Source organism: Chryseobacterium sp. CBTAP 102, assembly GCF_003201365.1.
Lineage (GTDB): Bacteria > Bacteroidota > Bacteroidia > Flavobacteriales > Weeksellaceae > Chryseobacterium > Chryseobacterium candidae.
The window spans coordinates 82115-102551 of sequence record NZ_QICX01000011.1 but is presented as its reverse complement, the minus strand read 5'-3'; the positions used below and the strand labels follow the sequence as shown (position 1 = coordinate 102551).

Annotated in this window: 17 protein-coding genes; 14 read left to right on the top strand and 3 right to left on the bottom strand. The window is 37.4% G+C overall.

Features of this window, described 5'->3' with window-relative positions; all coding sequences use genetic code 11:
* Window positions 1-65 precede the first annotated feature (65 nt).
* The 9 genes from C8D70_RS15350 to C8D70_RS15310 all read left to right on the top strand — a co-directional run bounded on the left by C8D70_RS15350 (window position 66) and on the right by C8D70_RS15310 (window position 10158).
* Window positions 66-1217, top strand: a complete 1152-nt coding sequence (locus C8D70_RS15350; protein ID WP_110367860.1) for a homogentisate 1,2-dioxygenase — start codon at window positions 66-68, stop codon at window positions 1215-1217.
* A gap of 171 nt (window positions 1218-1388) precedes the next feature.
* On the top strand, window positions 1389-2900 hold the full coding sequence (locus C8D70_RS15345) for a succinate CoA transferase (protein ID WP_110367859.1): 1512 nt from the start codon (window positions 1389-1391) through the stop codon (window positions 2898-2900).
* Between the two features lie 218 nt (window positions 2901-3118).
* Complete coding sequence (locus tag C8D70_RS15340) at window positions 3119-4393, top strand: acetyl-CoA hydrolase/transferase family protein (protein ID WP_110367858.1); 1275 nt, start codon at window positions 3119-3121, stop codon at window positions 4391-4393.
* Between the two features lie 139 nt (window positions 4394-4532).
* Entirely contained in the window at window positions 4533-5339 is an 807-nt protein-coding gene (locus C8D70_RS15335; protein ID WP_110367857.1) for a hypothetical protein, read from the top strand.
* Between the two features lie 221 nt (window positions 5340-5560).
* Window positions 5561-6691: a 4-hydroxyphenylpyruvate dioxygenase gene (hppD, locus tag C8D70_RS15330; RefSeq protein WP_110367856.1), complete on the top strand. Its 1131-nt coding sequence runs from the start codon at window positions 5561-5563 to the stop codon at window positions 6689-6691.
* Window positions 6692-6761: 70 nt separating this feature from the next.
* Complete coding sequence (locus C8D70_RS15325) at window positions 6762-7223, top strand: hypothetical protein (protein ID WP_076596284.1); 462 nt, start codon at window positions 6762-6764, stop codon at window positions 7221-7223.
* 52 nt (window positions 7224-7275) lie between these two features.
* Window positions 7276-8523 (top strand): fumarylacetoacetase, encoded by a 1248-nt coding sequence (fahA, locus tag C8D70_RS15320; protein ID WP_076596229.1) that lies wholly within the window; start codon window positions 7276-7278, stop codon window positions 8521-8523.
* Window positions 8524-8720: 197 nt separating this feature from the next.
* Window positions 8721-9542, top strand: a complete 822-nt coding sequence (locus tag C8D70_RS15315; protein ID WP_110367855.1) for a flavin reductase family protein — start codon at window positions 8721-8723, stop codon at window positions 9540-9542.
* Between the two features lie 13 nt (window positions 9543-9555).
* A complete protein-coding gene (locus C8D70_RS15310) occupies window positions 9556-10158 on the top strand; it encodes a hypothetical protein (protein WP_110367854.1) in 603 nt (200 codons plus the stop codon).
* 55 nt (window positions 10159-10213) lie between these two features.
* Here C8D70_RS15310 and C8D70_RS15305 read toward each other — a convergent pair whose 3' ends face one another.
* Together C8D70_RS15305 and C8D70_RS15300 are read right to left on the bottom strand one after the other, a co-directional pair.
* Entirely contained in the window at window positions 10214-10726 is a 513-nt protein-coding gene (locus C8D70_RS15305; RefSeq protein ID WP_110367853.1) for a hypothetical protein, read from the bottom strand.
* A 47-nt stretch (window positions 10727-10773) separates the two neighbouring features.
* Window positions 10774-11616, bottom strand: a complete 843-nt coding sequence (locus tag C8D70_RS15300; RefSeq protein ID WP_110367852.1) for an alpha/beta hydrolase family protein — start codon at window positions 11614-11616, stop codon at window positions 10774-10776.
* A 60-nt stretch (window positions 11617-11676) separates the two neighbouring features.
* Here C8D70_RS15300 and C8D70_RS21275 point away from each other — a divergent pair, with 60 nt between their 5' ends.
* From C8D70_RS21275 to C8D70_RS15275, 5 genes are all read left to right on the top strand, one after another.
* Window positions 11677-12933 carry a T9SS type A sorting domain-containing protein gene (locus tag C8D70_RS21275; RefSeq protein ID WP_110367851.1) on the top strand — a complete coding sequence of 419 codons (1257 nt, stop codon included), beginning with the start codon at window positions 11677-11679 and terminating at the stop codon, window positions 12931-12933.
* 15 nt (window positions 12934-12948) lie between these two features.
* Window positions 12949-13722 carry a HipA family kinase gene (locus C8D70_RS15290; protein ID WP_110367850.1) on the top strand — a complete coding sequence of 258 codons (774 nt, stop codon included), beginning with the start codon at window positions 12949-12951 and terminating at the stop codon, window positions 13720-13722.
* Window positions 13709-14092, top strand: coding sequence for a DUF3037 domain-containing protein (locus C8D70_RS15285; RefSeq protein WP_076596222.1), 384 nt, complete (start codon window positions 13709-13711; stop codon window positions 14090-14092). The genes C8D70_RS15290 and C8D70_RS15285 overlap by 14 nt, the downstream gene beginning before the upstream one ends.
* A gap of 19 nt (window positions 14093-14111) precedes the next feature.
* The gene (locus C8D70_RS15280) at window positions 14112-15146 is read left to right on the top strand and encodes an alpha/beta hydrolase (protein WP_110367849.1); all 1035 of its coding nucleotides are present in this window, start codon (window positions 14112-14114) and stop codon (window positions 15144-15146) included.
* A 195-nt stretch (window positions 15147-15341) separates the two neighbouring features.
* Window positions 15342-17183 carry a carbon starvation protein A gene (locus C8D70_RS15275; RefSeq protein ID WP_181416139.1) on the top strand — a complete coding sequence of 614 codons (1842 nt, stop codon included), beginning with the start codon at window positions 15342-15344 and terminating at the stop codon, window positions 17181-17183.
* Window positions 17184-17395: 212 nt separating this feature from the next.
* Here the strand turns inward: C8D70_RS15275 and C8D70_RS15270 are convergent, their stop codons facing one another.
* Window positions 17396-20173, bottom strand: a complete 2778-nt coding sequence (locus C8D70_RS15270) for a TonB-dependent receptor plug domain-containing protein (protein WP_110367848.1) — start codon at window positions 20171-20173, stop codon at window positions 17396-17398.
* Between the last annotated feature and the right edge of the window lie 264 nt (window positions 20174-20437).

Below are 20437 nucleotides of genomic sequence, written 5' to 3'. Positions count from 1 at the left end.
AAAAATATAGATGGATTGAATTCATGAAAAATGATTAAATTTGAGAAACTACATATGAAAGTAAAATGAGATATCATCTAGCGGGAAATATCCCACCAAAAAGACATACAATCTTTAAGTCTCCTGAAGATCAATTTTACTATGAACAGCTTTTCGGTACAGAAGGCTTCCATGGTATTTCTTCTCTGTTATATCATATCCACCGCCCTACACAGATCAAATCTATCGGTGAGCCGAAAGATGTCACTCCCAAAATCGCTGTGGAAAAAAATGTTGCTCCAAGAATGTTTAAAGGAATGAATGTAACTCCTGAAGACGATTTTATGGACAGCCGAAAAATTCTTCTGATGAACAACGACCTGAAAATGGGATTGGCTAAGCCAAGAAAATCGATGGATTATTTCTACAAAAATGCAGAATGTGATGAACTTTTGTATATCCATAACGGAACAGGAATTTTAAAAACATTTGTAGGAGATCTGGAATTCGTGACCGGAGATTATCTTATTATTCCGAGAGGAACCATCTATCAGGTAGAACTGAAGTCTGATGATACCGTCTTTTTTATATTGGAAAGCCACTCACCTATTTATACTCCGAAAAGATACAGAAACGAATTCGGACAGCTTTTAGAACATTCTCCATTCTGTGAGAGAGATATGATTGCCCCTACTTTCAAAGAACCAGTAGATGAAAAAGGAGAATTCCTGATTAAAGTAAAAAAAGAAAACCAGATTACAGACTTTATCTACGCAACGCATCCGTTTGATGTGGTGGGCTGGGACGGATATTTTTATCCTTATAAATTCAATATTAAAAACTTCGAACCGATTACCGGAAGAATTCACCAACCGCCACCGGTTCACCAGAATTTTGAGGGACACAATTTCGTAGTATGCTCATTCTGTGCAAGAATGTATGATTACCATCCACAGGCTATTCCTGCTCCTTACAATCACTCCAATATTGATTCTGATGAGGTATTATTCTACACAGAAGGTGATTTCATGAGCCGTAACCACATTGATTTGATGGACTTTACCCTTCACCCTGGAGGAATTGTGCACGGACCTCATCCTGGCGCTATGGAAAGAAGTATCGGAAAAAAATTCACAGAAGAATATGCGGTAATGGTAGATCCATTCCGTCCTTTAAAAATTACTGAAGAAGCTTTAAAAGTAGAAGATCCTTCATATAAAACTTCATGGTTAGAATAAAACAGTAAAAATTATCAAAAAGTATTACTGAATACATACAAAAGACGCTTTAAAACCTTTATTTAAAGCGTCTTTTTTCGTAAATTTGTGAGGTATGGTTACCATATTAACCATCATTATTTTTCATGACGCATCCTAAGTAATGGTGGTTTAAAACAAAATCAATATTACATGTTAGAAAGAATCAGATTAGAAAGCTTACGCGAAAAAGTTACTACAGCTGAAAACTCTGTAAAAATCATTAAAGACGGTATGACCATCGGGTCCAGCGGATTTACAAAAGCAGGTGACAGCAAAGCCATTTTGCCGGCACTGGCAGAAAGAGGAAAAACTGAAGACCTGAAAATCACTTTAATGACCGGAGCTTCACTAGGCCATGGGACCGACGGAAAACTGGCTGAAGCCAACGTCCTGAAAAAAAGAATGCCTTTCCAGGTAGATCCTGTTCTAAGAAATAAAATCAACAATGGTGAAATTCTCTTCATCGACCAGCATTTAAGCGAAAGTGCCGAGCTTCTTCACACTAAAAATCTTCAGAGCATTGACGTAGCCATTATCGAAGCTGCTTATATTGAAAGAGACGGAAGTATTGTTCCTACCACTTCTGTGGGAAACTCCGTAACTTTTGCGGCATTGGCTAAAAAAGTGATCATTGAAATCAATACCGAAGTTCCTGAAGAAGTCTACGGTATTCATGATATTTACCAGGCAGAAGATTATCCTTACAGAAATGTGATCCCAATTGTTGCTCCCTGGAATAAAATCGGGAGAAAAAGCATTCCCGTAGATCCTGAAAAAATTGAAGCCATTGTTTTTACCAACCGTAAAGACAGCCCTGCTGATATTGCAGAGCCTGACGAAAAAACAACAGCTATCGCCAAACACCTTCTTGCATTCTTTGAAAATGAAGTTCTTCTGGGGCGCCTTACAGACCGGTTACTTCCGCTTCAGGCAGGGATCGGTAAAGTAGCCAATGCTGTTCTGACAGGATTCAAAGACAGTAATTTTTATGATCTCACCATGTTTTCAGAAGTGCTGCAGGACAGTACATTTGATCTGATAGATTCCGGTAAGCTAAGCTTTGCATCTGCATCTTCCATTACCGTTTCCCAGGAATGTTATGAAAGAGTGTTGGGGAATCTTTCAAAGTATAAAGACAAGTTTGTTTTAAGACCTCAGAATATTTCCAATACTCCGGGCCTGATCAGAAGATTGGGTGTGATAGCCATCAATACAGCCATTGAATTTGATATCTATGGAAACGTAAACTCTACTCATATCGGTGGAACAAAAATCATGAACGGAATCGGAGGTTCCGGAGACTTTGCAAGAAATGCTTACTTAAGTATTTTTGTGACTCAGGCAGCTTCAAAAGGCAACAATATCTCCCACGTTCTTCCCATGGTTTCTCATACTGACCATACAGAACATGATGTAGATATTCTGGTAACAGATGTCGGATTGGCAGATTTAAGAGGATTGGCACCAAGAGAAAGAGCACAGAAAATTATAGACAATTGTGTTCACCCGGATTATAAAGAAGAATTACAATCTTACTTCGACAGAGCCTGTGAAAAAGGAGGTCATACTCCTCATTTATTACAGGAAGCTTTCAGCTGGCATTTACGATTTGCAGAAACCGGAAGCATGAAGCAGAAAACAGCTGTTGAAACTGCTAATTAAGATTTACATCAAACAATAAATAAAACAAAAAGGACTGAATGCGATGGCATTCAGTCCTTTTTCCTGTTAGATCATCAGGTTAATTCATATGACAAAAGTCTTTACAATATCCTTAAAAAATTTATATGAATATAAAATTATAAAGATTATCTTTGGAAGAAGAGAGGTATTTTTATGAGCTATAAAAATATTCTTAGTACCCTTTAAAAAGACAATATATGAATAATTACATCAGCGCAGAAGAAGCAATATATACGGTAAAAAGCGGAAACCGTGTCTTTTTTCACGGCAGTGCGTGTACCCCGAATTATCTGATTGATGAGCTGGCAAGACAGTCCGGCCGGTTGCAAAATGTGGAAATGGTTTCTATTACCCAGCAGGGAAATGTGGAAATTGCAAAACCACAATACAAAGACAGCTTTTTCATCAATTCTTTATTTGTTTCCACTCCTGTGCGTGATGCTGTGAATTCTGACCGCGGAGACTTTGTTCCCGTTTTCCTAAGTGAGATTCCTATTTTATTCAGAAAGAATATCCTTCCTCTGGATGTAGCAATTGTCACTGTTTCTCCACCAGATAAACATGGTTTCTGTACTTTGGGAACTTCTGTGGATATTGCAAGGGCCGCAGTAGATACAGCCAAAATCATTGTTGCCATCGTTAATCCGAGAATGCCGAGAACCCACGGAGATGGAATGATCCACATCAGCAGAATTCATAAACTGGTTTGGCATGAAGAAGAACTTCCAACCATAGATTATAGTTCCAAAGTAGGTCCTGAAGAAATGCTTGTAGGAAAAAATGTAGCTGAACTTATTGAAGACAGATCGACCCTTCAGATGGGTATAGGAACTATTCCTGATGCAGTTTTGAAATGCCTTACCAACCATAAAGATCTGGGTATTCATACAGAAATGCTGAGTGACGGTGTTATTGACCTGATCCAGGACGATGTGATCAACAATAAATACAAAGGCTACAACGATAACAAAACCATTACAAGTTTCTGTTTCGGAACCCGAAAACTCTATGATTATGTGGATGATAATACCGTATTTGCTTTCCGTGATGTAAGTGAAGTTAATTTCCCCATCAACATTATGAGAAACAAAAAAATGGTAGCCATCAACTCTGCCATTGAAATAGACCTTACAGGACAGGTATGTGCAGATTCTATCGGAACTCTGCAGTACAGCGGAATTGGAGGACAAATGGACTTTATGCGTGGTGCTGCTTTAAGTGATGACGGAAAACCTATCATAGCCATTACCGCAAGAACAAAAAAGGGAATTTCCAGAATTGTTCCTTTCCTTAAACAAGGCGCAGGTGTAGTCACTACAAGAGGTCATATTCACTATGTTGTTACTGAGTACGGAACGGCTTATCTCTATGGGAAAAACCTTCGCCAGAGAGCACAGGAACTAATCAGCATTGCGCATCCTGATGATAGAGAAATGCTGGAAAGAGCTGTTTTTGAAAGATTTAAACACTGATAATCAAACCATAAAGTTTTAAAAACTTGTTTTGAATCTGAAAATCTAAAATAAATTTTGAATTTAATACCATCAAATCGTACGAAAATATTAATATCTTGGCAGTATATTTGATAAAACTCATTCAAAAACAAGGAAATTGAAAACTATATATAATTCGATACGAGAAGAAATTGTGAAACATTCCAAGGTCAGGAATTCTGTTTTAGGGAATGTGAATGACTGGAAGAGAAGCCATTATATTATTCTTTCCGAAATCATCAAAGACGAACTCTCCGAAGCTGAAGAACTGAAAGGAGGAAAAAAATTTGAAATCGGAAATACCATTTCCCATGTTACCCTTCAACGGTTTTTTGAAAACGATTATCAGGATAAAACCCATAATGACCTCAGATTTTTAAAAACATTGGATAAGATTTGCATCTTCTTGGGATATAAAGATCTTAATGATTATATTCTTACGATAAGATACAGAAAAGAGCATGACGAGGAAGCCGATGAACAATCCTATCTTACACAAATGGTCTATGATTACTGTGCCGCCGCTTTTGAATTTTATAAGCGGTTTCCGACCCACAACACAGAACCTTTAAAAGACCTGGTATTTGAAGATTCTCCTTTTCTAGAAAGAGCCTCACAATTCAGTAAAGAACTCTGTGATAAGGATTTCCATCTGGTAACAAAGAACAACAGATCCAACTATGAGGTATTTGATATCCATGTGGTTACTGATGAACCTGAAAAAAAAATTCTGGAATCCCAGGAGTTCTGGAATTTACTGTTTAAAGTGGGAGAAACCGGAGAAGAACATTTCGTGAATCAACTGAGTACCCAGATCTATTTTATCCGAAAAGTAAATGGTATCTGGAAGATATGGGATAATTATAATCCCGATGCAGGAATGTTGAATAAAGAATTGAAACAATCTAACATAAGAAAGCCGTAGATACTCTCTACGGCTTTCATGTTTCGAAATATTTTTTTTCACTTGTCTTTTGTATAACAAATGTAGGTAGAGGATTTTAAACTTAAGAAACTTAAATATACTTAAGTAAACTCTTCTTTAACGTTATGTTAAATATATTCAATGAATCCGTAGGAATATTTTCGCCATATCTAAGAATTTTGTAATTTGCATACCAATAAAATAAAAGTAAAAGAGAAAATATGTCAACACTTACATTTGCCGAGAAAATAGCTCAAGCAGAAAATTTCTTACCGATTAACGGTACAGATTATATTGAGTTTTATGTAGGAAATGCAAAACAGGCTGCCCATTATTACAAAACCGCTTTCGGTTTTCAGTCTGTAGCTTATGCGGGTCCTGAAACAGGAGTAAGAGACCGTGCATCTTATGTGCTTCAACAAGGAAAAATAAGATTGGTATTAACAACAGGACTTAAATCTGACTCTCCTATCAGCGAGCATGTAAAAAAACATGGTGACGGAGTAAAAATTTTGGCACTTTGGGTAGATGACGCTTATGCAGCTTTCGAAGAAACAACTAAAAGAGGAGGAAAACCTTATTTAGAGCCTGTTACATTAACTGATGAGCATGGTGAGGTAAGAATGTCCGGTATCTACACGTACGGAGAAACCGTTCATATGTTTGTTGAAAGAAAAAATTATAACGGAGCTTTCATGCCTGGGTATGAAAATTGGGAGAGTGATTACAAGCCTGAAGAAGCAGGTTTATTATACGTAGACCACTGTGTAGGAAATGTTGACTGGAACAGAATGATCCCTACCGTAGAATGGTATGAAAAAGTAATGGGATTTGTAAATATCCTTTCTTTTGACGATAAGCAGATCAATACAGAATATTCTGCATTGATGTCTAAAGTAATGTCAAACGGAAACGGATATGCAAAATTCCCGATCAACGAACCTGCAGAGGGTAAAAAGAAATCTCAGGTAGAAGAATACCTTGATTTCTATGAAGGAGAAGGTGTACAGCACATCGCTGTGGCTACAAAAGACATTATCCACACCGTAACTGAACTGAAAAAGCGTGGTGTAGAGTTCCTTTCTGCTCCACCGGAAGCATATTACGACATGGTTCCTGAAAGAGTAGGTCATATTGATGAAGATCTTAAAAAACTTCAGGAGTTAGGTATACTTATTGATCATGATGAGGAAGGGTATTTATTACAGATCTTTACCAAGCCTGTAGAAGACCGTCCTACTCTATTCTTCGAAATTATTGAAAGACATGGTGCACAGAGTTTTGGTGCCGGAAACTTCAAAGCATTGTTCGAAGCATTAGAAAGAGAGCAGGAAAGAAGAGGTAATCTTTAATTTCACATTAAAAATATAAGTTTTGTCAGGATACCGTATTCTGGCAAAACTTTTTTATAAAACACAGTATATGAGAAAACTTTTAATCGGGATTTTCCTCCTTGGAACTTTGGGACTTAAAGCTCAATATGGAACTTTGAATGAAATCCTCAACCGGCTTGAACAAAGAAAAGGCATCAATCAGCATCTTGAAAATGTAAATATTGATAACAAAAAGTTTGTTTTCATCAAGGATGAAGCCGATCATACGGAACGGGACTTTATTATTATCAAAGGGAATAATGCCACTTATGTAGAAGTTTTCGATGATAAAGCAACAGGAGAAAGCAGTTCTAACGTTTTCAGCGGTGATGTCATCAGAAAAAAAAATATTATTTCTTTAAGAGCAGATATGCTTGAAAATAAAAAAATCCCAATACCTGTCACGAAAACTTTATTGCTGACGCAACAGGACAATATTCTGTACCTTATCGATGTCAATACCAGAGACAGGTGGATCGATGAAGCATCTTACTCAAAAAAGGCAAAATAAATGTTCCGGGGAATTCTCCGGATGATACTTAATCTAACTAAAATCTAAACTTATGAAATCATTTGTAGACTATTCCTCAAATTCGGATTTTTCTATACACAATATTCCTTTCGGAGTCGCAGTTTTTAACAAAGAATATATCGGATGCTGTACAAGAATCGGAGATCAGGTCATTGATCTTGCTACCTTGTACGATCTTGGTTATTTTGAAGATATTGAAGGATTAGACGACAATGTTTTTGAAGCGTATACCATTAATGAATTTATTGAACTGGGTAAACCGGTTACCAACGCGGTCCGTACCAGAATCCAAACCTTATTACAGGAAGGTTCTATTTTATCAAAAGATCAGAAAACGATTGAAGAAGCTTTCTATGATCTGGATAAGATAAAAATGATGATGCCTGTTCACATCCCGAATTACACCGATTTCTACAGCAGCATCGAACATGCTACCAACGTAGGCAAAATGTTTCGTGATCCGGCCAATGCTTTATTGCCCAACTGGAAACACTTACCGGTAGGTTACCACGGAAGGGCATCCTCTATCGTAGTTTCCGGAACGGAGATCAACCGTCCGAAAGGTCAGACGAAACCCGCAGACGCAGACAAACCGGTTTTCGGACCATCGAAACAGCTGGACTTTGAACTGGAAATGGCTTTCATCATCAATAAAAATACAGAGATGGGAGAAAGCATCTCTACCAAAGATGCAGAAGATGCTATCTTCGGAATGGTGGTTTTCAATGACTGGTCTGCAAGAGATATCCAGGCATGGGAATATGTTCCGCTAGGCCCATTCCTTGCCAAAAATTTCGGTTCTTCTATTTCTCCATGGGTAGTTACGATTGAAGCTTTAGAACCATTCAGAACCGCTTCTCCAACTCAGGATCCTGAAGTTTTAGAGTATTTAAAATTTGAAGGTGATAAAAACTACGATATCAACCTTGAAGTATATATCCAGCCTGAAAACGGAGATCAAAACCTGATCTGCGAAAGCAACTACAAACATATGTACTGGAATATGGCCCAGCAGCTGGCACACCACACCGTAAACGGATGTAATGTGGAAGTTGGTGACCTATATGCCAGCGGAACCATTTCCGGAAGTGATCCAAAATCTTTCGGTTCTATGCTTGAGCTGACATGGAGAGGACAAAATCCTTTATCATTAAGCAACGGTGAAGAGAGAAAATTCATTGAAGACAATGATACGGTTACCATGAAGGCATGGGCTGAAAAAGATGGGATAAGAGTAGGTTTCGGGGAAGTTTCCGGTAAAATCATTCCAACACTTTAATTTTTATCTAAATTTTAACTCTGCACAATATTACTATTAAACCTTATAGGTTTTGAAAACCTATAAGGTTTGGTAGATGACATCGCTAGAAATATACTGCTAAACAGTTAGTATTAGAAGTGTCATGCTGAGCGGAGCGAAGCATCTTTTAATATCATTTGAATACTTAAGTTGAATTAAGTGTTAAAAAGAAAAACATGAAAACAGTAATCCCCTCCGAGATAACCTCCGTACAATTACAGACCATTATGCAGACAGCCGTTTCACCACGACCGATTGCACTGGCATCTACTGTAGATAAAGACGGTAATAATAACTTGTCTCCGTTCAGTTTTTTTAATATGTTCAGTACGGTTCCTCCGATTCTGATCTTCTCACCATCAAGAAGAGTTCGTGACAATACCACCAAACATACGCTGGAAAATGTTCTTGAAGTACCTGAAGTGGTAATTGGAACAGTGAACTTTCCAATTGTACAGCAGATCTCTTTAGCATCTACAGAATACGAAACCGGAGTGAATGAATTTATCAAATCCGGTCTTACCATGAAAGAGGCAGACCTTGTTCAGCCTAAGCTGATTGAAGAATGCCCCATTAACTTCGAATGCAAAGTTTTAGAGGTAAAATCATTGGGTGATCAGGGTGGTGCAGGAAATCTTGTCATCTGTGAAGTTCAGAAAATTCACATCAGAGAAGAATATCTGAATGAAGACGGAAATCTGGATCAGAAAAAACTGGATATGGTAGCCCGTCTGGGAAGCAACTGGTATTCCAGAAGCAACGAAAACAGTCTTTTTGAAGTACCAAAACCCTTGGTAACAAAAGGAATCGGTTTCGATCTGCTGCCAGACTCTATCAAATACAGCAAAGTGTTTACAGGAAATGACCTTGGAATGCTTGCCAACACCGAAGTATTACCTGCCGGTGACTTTCATGCCGATGAAAATATCCATCTTGAGGCCCAGAAGTTACTTCTGGAAAGTAAAATTGAAGAAGCGTGGAAATTACTAATCAAATAATTGAGCTGCATTCATGAAAAAATATATTTTCTTTATCTTTTTTCTATTCATAGCTTTACAGTCATGCTATTATCCGGTAAGGAAAGATTATGGTATTTACAGTAAAGCATTAGTGTTTTCTAAAGACAAAAAATGGTTGATTAATGATATCAGAACAGGGGGAGATTCGCACCACAGAGAAATGATGGGTAAAGAAACTCTTCAGCTATTTCAAAATTTAAGCAATGGTAATGCATATGATTTAAAAATGGCAAAAGCGGGGAACCTCATTCAAAATGATATTCCATTTGAACCGGAAAATGAAGATCTTGAGGCATTGAAAAACAATTCTGATTTTAATTTTCTGGTAAACATCTACACAATGAAAGTACGAAACGGTCTGGACAATTCCATTGGAACCCAGTATGAATACAAAAAAAATGAAACTTTTGCAATGATGGATGTTTATGATATTACAACCATGAAAAAGATATATTCTTTAAAAGCATATTCGGAAGTTTCTGTAGATAAAGATCAGAAAGCAACCATTTTTACTCCTACAACAGAAATGATGACTATGAAAAACTTTCGAAGTCTTTTAAAGGCAGTAAAAAAGAATGCTGTTAAAACGAACTAAAGATATCTATTGAAAATCAATAAAAAAAGGAGTGAAAGTTTCACTCCTTTTTTTATTATTTGGATTTAAGCGATTCTGAAACAGTAATTTTTCCTTTTTCAGCAAAATCTGTTACCTTACCGTTTTTATCTATGGAAACGTTAAAATTGTCATTTTTGGAATCATAAAAAATGCTTGTCGCATATCCGGGACAGTCATGCTGTTTGCATCCTGCCAGCTTGTAAATTCCGTTCTCTGAAGAAACAGGGCTTTCCACATTGAAATTCTTTACCATTTCGTCATACTGAGCACCGATAAGTTTTTTAAGTCTTTCTGAAATACTTTTATCTTCAAAGAATTTAATATCATGAGGATATTTGCCTACATTTTTGGTGATAATATTTTCCGTAGCGGGAGCAGAAGAAGATGCTGCAATTGATGTTGAATCTGTTTTGGGGTTTGTTACGGAATCCTCAGGCATTACTGTAGCCAAAGTATCACTGCTTACAGAAGATTCTGTTTTTGTTTCTTTTTTACATGAAACAACACATAGTGAAAGCGCAAATGCGCCTGCAATAATTTTTTTCATAATTATACTGTATGGTGGTTAATTCTAATAACGCAGTTTTAAGCGTTTTATTTCAATTTTTCTTTTATAAAATCAATACATTTTTCAGTGACAATATGCAGGTCTTTAGGTAGATCATTTTCTGTCCACGGTTCTTTTGCGCCGAAGGTATGGTTGGCATTTTCAATCAGAAACAGCTCAGAATTGGGGTGGAGAATATGAAGATGCTCAGCCTGTTTTACTTCTACCGCTTCATCTTCTGTTCCATGAATAATCAGCATATGAGCTTTAGCCATTTCTGCAGCCCGCTCCACATCAAAACGGTGAATATCTTTTTCATAGTCCTCATAGAACTGATAATAATGAGGCATTTCCTGTTGGGTACGCCCATTCAGGGCATAATAGACTCCGTTTTTCTTCCATTTCTCAAAAGCTTCTTCTTTTGGAAAACGATCTAATGTATCCACACTGGCCAACGTAATCAATCCGTTGATCCTTTCATCTTCGAATGTTTTAATGATAGAAATTCCTCCTCCCCTGCTGTGGCCGATCAAAATAATTTTTTCATCATCCACATGAGAATCTTTGCTAAAGTGATCAATCACTACGCCAAGGTCAGAAAGTTCTTTAGAATAATTATTATTTCCAAAAGCTTCAAGGTCTCCAAAGTTAAACGGATCCTCTGTAGTTGTTCCGTTATGTGAAAAATTAAACTTGACAAAGAAAAAACCTGCTTCAGCAAACTTTTCTGCCATCAGGTTCCATGCGCCCCAGTCTTTATACCCTTTATAGCCGTGAACAAATACAACCAGGGGAAGTTTTTTTTCAGTATCCGGATAAAAAATATCTGCAAGAAAACCTTTTGTTTCTTTATTTTCTAAGTATATATTCTTTTCACTAATCAAATTCATAAATAAAGGGGTTTTATTTAATATTATTTATATTTATGGAATTAATTCAAACTGAAATTTATGAAAAAAACTCTACTTTCTTTATTTTTAATTACTTTTTCTTTGATCCTGAGCCAGACGACTAAAAGGGTCTTTTTTATTGGAAACAGTTATACGTACGTCAATAATTTACCTGGTCTTATTCAAAGCATTGCCGCATCTGATGGCGATGTATTCGAGCATCACAGCCAGACTCCGGGAGGTGCTACGCTACAGGATCACTTTAATAACCCGAATGTCATTTCAGACATCAATCAGGGAAACTGGGATTATGTGGTATTGCAGGAACAAAGCCAGCTTCCTTCGTTTCCAGATTCACAGGTTCAAAGTCAGGTGTATCCTTATGCCCTTCAGCTCTCCAATTTAATTAAAACAGCCAATCCTTGTGGAAATGTTATTTTCTATATGACCTGGGGCCGTAAAAACGGTGATGCAGCCAATTGTCCGGGGCTTCTTACTGTTTGTACCTATCAGGGAATGGATACTCAAATTTATAACCGCTATATGGAAATGGCACTGAGTAATGAAGGTATTATCTCTCCGGTAGGCAAAATCTGGAGAACAATCAGAGAGCAAAATCCAGCCATTGAATTGTATGATCAGGATGAATCTCATCCCAGTTATATAGGTTCTATGGCGGCAGCCTATACATTCTATACGATTATATTCAAAAAAGATCCTACCCAGATTCCTTTTAACGGAAATCTTACTTCTGCACAGGCTCAACTGATCAAAGATATTGTGAAAACAGAAGTGTATAACCAGCCTGATAAATGGTATGTAACCAACAATGATGTTCACAGCAGATTCACTTATCAGCTTACCGGAGCAGGAACCGTTCAGTTTACAAATACCACACAGAATGCAGCTGCTTATTTGTGGGATTTTGGTGACGGTATCACTTCTACTCTGGAAAATCCAACACATACCTATAATGCGGTTGGAAGTTATCATGTTAAACTGACAACCAATGCCTGTGGAGTAACCACTACCAAAACAAAACTGGTGGTTGTAAATACATTACATACAGCGGAAATAACTATAGAAAACGGACTTCAAATGTATCCAAATCCTGTTCAAAACATTGTTAACATTGTTTCTAAAAAACAATTTGAAGTAATTTCACTTGCAGAAGCTTCAGGAAAAGTCATGCCTTATCATTTGAATAAGACAGAAAATGGTTACAGTATTTCATTTCAGCATTTGGCCAGCGGTATTTATTTCCTGCAATATAAAACAGGCGAAAAGGAATTCACTAAAAAAATTATTAAAAAATAAGCTTATTTTTGCTGTATGCAGAATTTAAGAACTGTAACCGTGATGCGTTACATTCTGCCACTAAGAGAAGGAGGATCTCTTCCGGCTCTGGCAGAAGCTGATGATGATTTCAAATATGTATTAAAATTCCGTGGTGCAGGCCATGGGGTAAAAATGCTGATTTCCGAACTGTTGGGCGGTAAAATTACCGAAGCTTTGGGACTTAAAATTCCTGAACTTGTTTTCGTTAATCTTGATGCTGATTTCGGAAGAACGGAAGCTGATGAGGAAATACAGGATCTTCTGAAGTTTTCTGAAGGTCTGAATCTTGGGCTGCATTATCTGTCCGGCTCTATTACGTATGATCCGGGAGTCGGTGTAGATCCGCTTCTGGCGTCCAAAATTGTATGGCTGGATGCATTCATTACCAATATTGACCGTACTTTTAAAAACACCAATATGCTGATGTGGCATAAAGAACTCTGGATCATTGATAATGGTGCTTCGTTCTATTTTCACCACTCCTGGCAGAATTTTGATACAGCGGCCAAAACACCTTTCAAATATGTGAAAGACCACGTGCTTCTTCCTAAGGCAAAAATGCTTGATGAAGCTGATCAATTTGCCCATGAAGTTTTGAATGACACGCTTTTCAGGGATATTGTCAATATGATTCCTGAAGACTGGTTACACTGGAATGATGCGGATGAAACACCGGAAGAAATCCGTGAGATCTATTTTCAGTTTATGAAAACCCGATTAGAAAATTCTCAAATCTTTGTAAACGAAGCGAAAAATGCAAGAGGATAAAATATATGAGTATGCGGTAATACGCCTGGTACCTAAAGTTGAAAGAGAAGAATTTTTCAATATCGGACTGGTGATGTTTTCCAAGAAGGAGAAATTCATCAGAGTGGAGTTCTATTTGTGTCCGGATAAATTTAAGCTGATGCACAGCAAACTGGATTATGATGATATTATTCATAATCTGGAAAGTTTTAAAAAAATTGCTAATGGTGAGAAAGATGGCGGTCCTATTGCCTTTATGGATATTCCGGAACGTTTCCGATGGCTGACAGCAGTAAGAAGTTCTGTGGTGCAGACCTCCAGACCTCATCCGGGAAAATCAAAAGATCTTAATGCTACTTTTGGTAAGCTTTTTGAGGAGTTAGTAAAATAATATTCCTTAAAAATTTATTATGAAATCACAAATCAACAATATATCAACATACAGGTTTTCCACAAACCTGTTTTTTATTTTATTTTTAAGCTTTACAAATTTATTTTTTTCACAAGATTTACCACTAAGGCCAACCAAAGCTTCTGCTGTAAAAAGTACATTACTCCCTGAAATTGCAACAGTTTCCGAAGATATTGTTTACAAAACCAGCAGAAAAGGCCAACCTCTGGCTCTTGATCTCTATACTCCTAAGAACACCAGCGCTGAAAAGCTTCCGGTATTGATCTACGTTCACGGAGGCGGATGGGTAGAAGGTGACAAAGTGGTTAATGCCGATAATTATCTTGAAACGACTGTAAAAAAACTGATAGACAAACAATATGCTGTCATCAGTATCAATTATACGCTTTTAAGTGACAGCATTCATTTTCCTTTGCCTTTGGAAGACACCAAAGATGCTGTAAGATGGGTAAGAAAAAATGCAGAGAAATATCATTTCGACCCCAATAATATCGGGCTTTTCGGGGCTTCAGCCGGAGCTCATCTTTCCATGATGGCAGCTTACACACCAGACAATACTTATCTGGGTAATCCGGAACTTTCGTCTTATTCTGCCAAAGTAAATTATGTGATAGATCATTACGGGCCGGCAGATCTTAACAAGCTTTTTCATACAAGATTAGGAACAATTCCGGTGGGATTGATCGGTTTAATGTCCAAAAAAATTGTCGGTTTACAGGAAAATCTGGTGAAAGGAATTTCCGGATATGATATCAGAAAAGACCAGGACAGAGCTATTGATTACCTTAAAACAATATCTCCCGTTTATTTTGTTTCAGAGGGAGTACCTACTTTAATTGTTCAGGGAAATAATGACAAAATAGTTCCTTTAAGCCAGTCTAGAAAACTTCACAGAAAATTAAACAAAGCCAAAATACAGAGCTCTCTGATCATCGTTGATGGCGGAGTACACGGCTTTGGTACTACGGATAAAACTTATCTGGATCAACTTACCGATCAGATGGTTGATTTTGTTCTTTCACAAAAGAAATAAGATATACATCTACAGACGATAATATAATTAAAAAACCTGTAAATCAAATTAATAATATACAGAACAAATACAAATTTGCTAGATTGATATACATATTGATATTTTTCATTAAGAATTAATTACCTTGGCTATTGTTTAAATTATTAACAACAAAAACACCAATAATTTAATTTTTCATCAACAAAAATAAGTGATATGGAATCTTTAAATAATATCAACGCTCTTACTCTCATCTTTGTATCTGTTCTTCTTTTTGCGATAGCTTACCGTTTTTATGGTATCTTCATTGCGAATAAAGTTCTCCGGCTCAATGACGGAAATACCACACCTGCTGTAGAATTTGCAGACGGTAAAGATTATGTAGCTACCAATAAAAATGTACTTTTCGGACACCATTTTGCCGCTATTGCCGCCGCAGGACCCTTAGTAGGACCTGTTCTGGCAGCACAATTCGGTTATCTTCCCGGCGCATTATGGATATTGATAGGTTGCGTACTGGGAGGCGGAGTACACGATATGATCGTACTTTTTGCATCGGTAAGACATAAAGGACAGAGCCTAGCTACTATTGCTTCCAAAGAAATCGGGAAGGCAACAGGTACAGTTGCAGGGTTTGCCATCCTTTTCATTTTGATTCTTACACTGGCAGGTTTATCTTTAGCTTGTATCAATGCAATGCATGAAGCTTCATGGTCTCTTTTTACAGTAATCATTACCATGCCCATTGCTGTTATTATGGGGCTGATCATGCGCTATAAAAAGAACAGCGTTCTGTTTGCAAGTATCTTAGGCGGCATTCTTTTGATAGCAGGGATTATCGGAGGCCATACGCTGATGCAGAACCCTACAATGAATGGTTTATTTTCATGGGATATTACAACGATTTCCATTGCTATTCCTCTTTATGGTTTTATTGCTTCTGTATTGCCTGTATGGCTTCTTTTGGTTCCGAGAGATTATCTTTCTACTTATTTAAAGATAGGAACTATTATTATGCTGGCTATCGGAGTCATTGTTATTCATCCTACGATACAGATGCCTGCTATTACAGCTTTTGTTAATGGTGGTGGTCCCATTATTGGCGGTCCGGTACTTCCTTTTATCTTCATTGTAATTGCCTGCGGAGCCATTTCCGGATTCCATGCAGTGATTGCTACCGGAACGACTCCTAAAATGTTGAATAAAGAAAGAGAAATCCTTTTTGTAGGATATGGTGCCATGCTAGTAGAAGGATTTGTAGCATTAATGGCACTTATTGCTGCATGTACGCTGATGCCCGGTGATTATTTTGCGATCAATACTCCCAAAGAGGCTTATGATTCATTTTTAGCAGCGCATCCTACTTTGCACGGAGTAGATATTGATTACTATTCACAAAAAATAGGTATCGATCTTTATGGCAGAACCGGAGGTGCAGTATCTCTGGCGGTGGGAATGGCTCATATCTTTAATAAAATCCCATATATGGATCAGCTGACGGCTTACTGGTATAATTTCGCCATTATGTTTGAAGCGGTATTTATTCTTACTGCCATTGATGCCGGAACAAGAGTGGGACGTTTCTTTTTACAGGAAATGCTGGGGTCTGTTGTTCCAAAATTTAATGATAAAAACTGGATTCCCGGAATTATTATCAGCAGTCTTCTTTTCACTTTTGCCTGGGGATATCTGGTGTATACCGGAAATGTAAACAGTATCTGGCCGTTATTCGGAATCAGTAATCAGCTGTTGGCAGCCTGCGGACTTATTGTGTGTACAACGATGCTGATAAGAATGAACAGAGGAAAGTATGCTTTATGCTCGGCTATTCCGGGTGTTTTTATGGCTGGAATTACTTTCTGGGCAGGTTATATCCAGGTGAAGGACATTTATATTCCTAAAGGACAGTACTTGCTGGCTGCTTTAGCAGTAACCGCAATGGTTCTTATGCTGATTGTGTTTGCGGGAGCTTTCAGGAAATGGTATCAGCTTCTTCAGATCAATACCACAGAAATTGACCATTATGGTGAGCCAGTGAAAGAATTGGTAGAAAGATAAAATTCAAATTATATAAATGAAAAGACATTAAGAAGGATTTAAGAAATAAAGTTTAGTTAAGAGGAATCATTCTGATTTTTAAGCTTAAAGCGAAGCTCATATTAAGGCTCTTAAACTCTTTTTGAATCTTAAGGCTTCAAAAATAAAATTTCATAAAAAACAGTTCAGGATTTCTGAACTGTTTTTTTATAAGCATTATCTTTTGTATGTATTTAAAAATTGAAATTCAATCTTGCAAAAACATATCTTCCGTTCTGTCCAAACTGTGAAGTGGAACGTGAATAGATGAACTGGGCGTTATTGGTAGAAGCGGTAAGGTTTTTTGTTGGATAGATATCAAACAAATTGTTTACCCCTAAAGTCAGTCCTACATTTTTGGTAAACTGATAGGCCGCAGATAGATCGGTAATGATCTTATCTCCGATTTGCTGATGTTCATTAAAATCAATAATTCCGTCTCCGTTCACATCAATAATATCAGCACCTGTCACTTTTCCGAAGTAGGTATTTCTCAGATACAAGCTTGCATTCTTCCATGAAAGTGTGTGCGAAAGACTGGCTTTCACTCTTGGTACAGCTTCTTCAAGATATACTCTCGATTTTTCAGAGAAATAAACTTTTTCCAATTGTGGCGACTGTAAAAGCCCTGCAGAATGGATATCACCAACCTGTTTTGTTTTATTAAGGTTAATGGCAAAGTTATTATCCAGTTTAAATCCTGAGAATCTTGCATGATGTGAAATCACTACATCTACTCCTTTTGTTTCTGTATCAATGGCATTGGTAAAGAACTGGGCAGCATTGATTCCCAACTGATCATAAGCCTCCTGAGCTTTCTGAGGAACACTTGCTCTTAAGAACTGGTCAGTAAGGATGATACGGTTATCAATTCTCGTGAAATATCCGTCTGCAGTAAAACTAAGTCCTGCCGAAGGAATTCTGTAAGTAAATCCTACACTTGCTGATTTGGAAGTTTCCTGTTTCAGTTTTGGCATATCCAGCAATCCTGCCAGCTGAGAATCATTGCTGAAAGTTCCTACTTCCAAAAGTTGATTATTGGTAAACAATGTAGAGGTTACATTATAATAAATCTGGTGGATAGATGGTGCTCTGAATCCTGTAGAACCTGCAAATCTCACATTGAAATCAGGTGCTACCTTGATTCTTGAAGCCAACTTATAATTGAATGTAGAACCAAAATCTGAATAGTTTTCATATCTCGCTGCAGCATCTACCAATAACCAGTTGGTAAAGTTAAATTCAATATCTGCATAGGCAGCTACCGACTGTCTGTTTTTATCCACGGCATTTCCTGGTTTAAATCCGTTGAATACCTGCGATCCTCCCGGAAGTAATGCTCCGAAGAAATCTGTAGGTCTCACAGAATTTCCGTTCCATACGTTTCCTGAAACATCATAGGTTGCATATGAAGCTTCTTCCCCCTGAGTAATTTCAAAATTCTCATAACGGTGCTCTGCTCCAAATGCTACATTGATTCCTTCCCACACATCATATTTTTTAGAGAAATCTAAATTGATCGTATTTTGAGAAAATCTCAGCCCTCCTGCATTAAACTCTCTTGGTGAAGCAAAACGCATTGAGGTATTTCCTGTATTCTGAATATTATAGGTAAATGAATTCTGTCCGTACGTATTACTGAAATCAATATTCCATCCTTCCCAGTTTCCTTTGATTCCCGCTGCTAATGAAATATCCTGAATATCTGTTCCGATCTGTGGAAGATAACCGTTAGGATACAATCCTGTAAAAGTTCTGCTTTCTCTAGGTCTTCTGTAAAATCCTCCGGAAGTTCCATGTCTTAAACTGTATCCTCCAAAAGTATACACTTTCCAGTTGTCACTTACAGGGATTTCTGCATTCACAAAAAGCTGGTGATTATTCAGTTTAGATTGTCCTACCTGCATATTAAAATCCTTTCTGCCCTGTCCTCTGTAAGCCAGTTCCTGATCTGTCACATCAGCACTCAGTAAAGACCAAAGTCCCTTCTGAAGAACATTCCCTGAGGCATCTGTAATGTCTTTGAATGTATTTGCATTTTGTATATCAGAGAGCTGAGTTGCACTAAAATAGTTTACTCCCTGAGCATACTGATGTACATAATCAATAATCTGCTGTGAATTGGGAGTATTATTTATATTGGTAAAAAGAGAAGAAAGATTGACTCCGTCATTCAAGGCACGTTGTTCAATCGCATTATAAGCGTTGTAGATTTTTCCACTTTCAGTACCTGCTCTGTACGTTGGATTTCTGAATTGTGAAGACCAGGTAATATTAAAGAAACCACCTTTAGTACCGATTTTATTCCCATAGTTTAAATCCAGCTGAATATTCTGTCCGTCAAAATCCCCGGTATGGTCATTAGCCGCTGGGGTAAGGTTTCCACCATAGCTGATCTGTCCTGCAAGTTTTCCTGTATCTCTTTTCAGATCAAGATTGATCACGCCGGCAATGGCATCAGAGCCGTATTGTGCAGCAGCTCCGTCTCTTAATACTTCAATTCTGTTTAAAGCAAAAGAAGGAATAGCATTCAAATCTGTACCAACAGTTCCTCTTCCTGGTGTTCCGTTTACATTCACCAATGCTGAAGTATGCCTTCTTTTTCCATTTACCAAAACCAAAACCTGATCTGGTCCCAAACCTCTTAACTGTGCAGGATCCAGGTGATCTGTTCCATCTGAATTCGTTTGAATTGTAGAAGTAAATGAAGGAGCAACCGCATTCAGAATTTGTCCGATATTGGTTTGTGGAAGGATAATTGAAGATTCTTTGACATTGAATACATCTACGGGAACCGGGCTGTCTGTTTTAGATCTTGCACCGGCTCTTGAACCCAATACTACCACTTCTTCTACATTATTGGTCTTTATGGTGTCTTTATGTGCTTTTATGCTGTCTTTTTCCTGTCCGTAAGTAAACACGCCGAGAAAAAATAAAACAGAGGCCGAAAGAATAGTTTTCTTATTTATCATAGGTTAGAATTTGATTAACATTTATGTTTTTTACAAGGTGCAAATGTAAAATATATTTATTAGTCTACAAAACCAATAGACTTTGTTTTTGTAAAAAACAGTTATCGTTTCTTTCTATCCCTCATTTAAAGTTATGATAAATTAAGGTAACACACATACAAAACATTGTTTTATAAAAGGTTAACTTCAAAACAAATAGTGAAAACGCTATGCACGCGAAGAAATAAACTGCTTATTGATTATTCTTCCGGTTGCAACGGCACT

What these genes read in the sequence shown, in the direction of transcription:
- C8D70_RS15350 (WP_110367860.1), top strand. Translation starts at nt 66, where the DNA reads ATGAGATATCATCTAGCGGGAAATATCCCACCAAAAAGACATACAATC.
- C8D70_RS15345 (WP_110367859.1), top strand. Translation starts at nt 1,389, where the DNA reads ATGTTAGAAAGAATCAGATTAGAAAGCTTACGCGAAAAAGTTACTACA.
- C8D70_RS15340 (WP_110367858.1), top strand. Translation starts at nt 3,119, where the DNA reads ATGAATAATTACATCAGCGCAGAAGAAGCAATATATACGGTAAAAAGC.
- hppD (WP_110367856.1), top strand. Translation starts at nt 5,561, where the DNA reads ATGTCAACACTTACATTTGCCGAGAAAATAGCTCAAGCAGAAAATTTC.
- C8D70_RS15325 (WP_076596284.1), top strand. Translation starts at nt 6,762, where the DNA reads ATGAGAAAACTTTTAATCGGGATTTTCCTCCTTGGAACTTTGGGACTT.
- fahA (WP_076596229.1), top strand. Translation starts at nt 7,276, where the DNA reads ATGAAATCATTTGTAGACTATTCCTCAAATTCGGATTTTTCTATACAC.
- C8D70_RS15315 (WP_110367855.1), top strand. Translation starts at nt 8,721, where the DNA reads ATGAAAACAGTAATCCCCTCCGAGATAACCTCCGTACAATTACAGACC.
- C8D70_RS15310 (WP_110367854.1), top strand. Translation starts at nt 9,556, where the DNA reads ATGAAAAAATATATTTTCTTTATCTTTTTTCTATTCATAGCTTTACAG.
- C8D70_RS15305 (WP_110367853.1), bottom strand. Translation starts at nt 10,726, where the DNA reads ATGAAAAAAATTATTGCAGGCGCATTTGCGCTTTCACTATGTGTTGTT.
- C8D70_RS15300 (WP_110367852.1), bottom strand. Translation starts at nt 11,616, where the DNA reads ATGAATTTGATTAGTGAAAAGAATATATACTTAGAAAATAAAGAAACA.
- C8D70_RS21275 (WP_110367851.1), top strand. Translation starts at nt 11,677, where the DNA reads ATGAAAAAAACTCTACTTTCTTTATTTTTAATTACTTTTTCTTTGATC.
- C8D70_RS15290 (WP_110367850.1), top strand. Translation starts at nt 12,949, where the DNA reads ATGCAGAATTTAAGAACTGTAACCGTGATGCGTTACATTCTGCCACTA.
- C8D70_RS15285 (WP_076596222.1), top strand. Translation starts at nt 13,709, where the DNA reads ATGCAAGAGGATAAAATATATGAGTATGCGGTAATACGCCTGGTACCT.
- C8D70_RS15280 (WP_110367849.1), top strand. Translation starts at nt 14,112, where the DNA reads ATGAAATCACAAATCAACAATATATCAACATACAGGTTTTCCACAAAC.
- C8D70_RS15275 (WP_181416139.1), top strand. Translation starts at nt 15,342, where the DNA reads ATGGAATCTTTAAATAATATCAACGCTCTTACTCTCATCTTTGTATCT.
- C8D70_RS15270 (WP_110367848.1), bottom strand. Translation starts at nt 20,173, where the DNA reads ATGATAAATAAGAAAACTATTCTTTCGGCCTCTGTTTTATTTTTTCTC.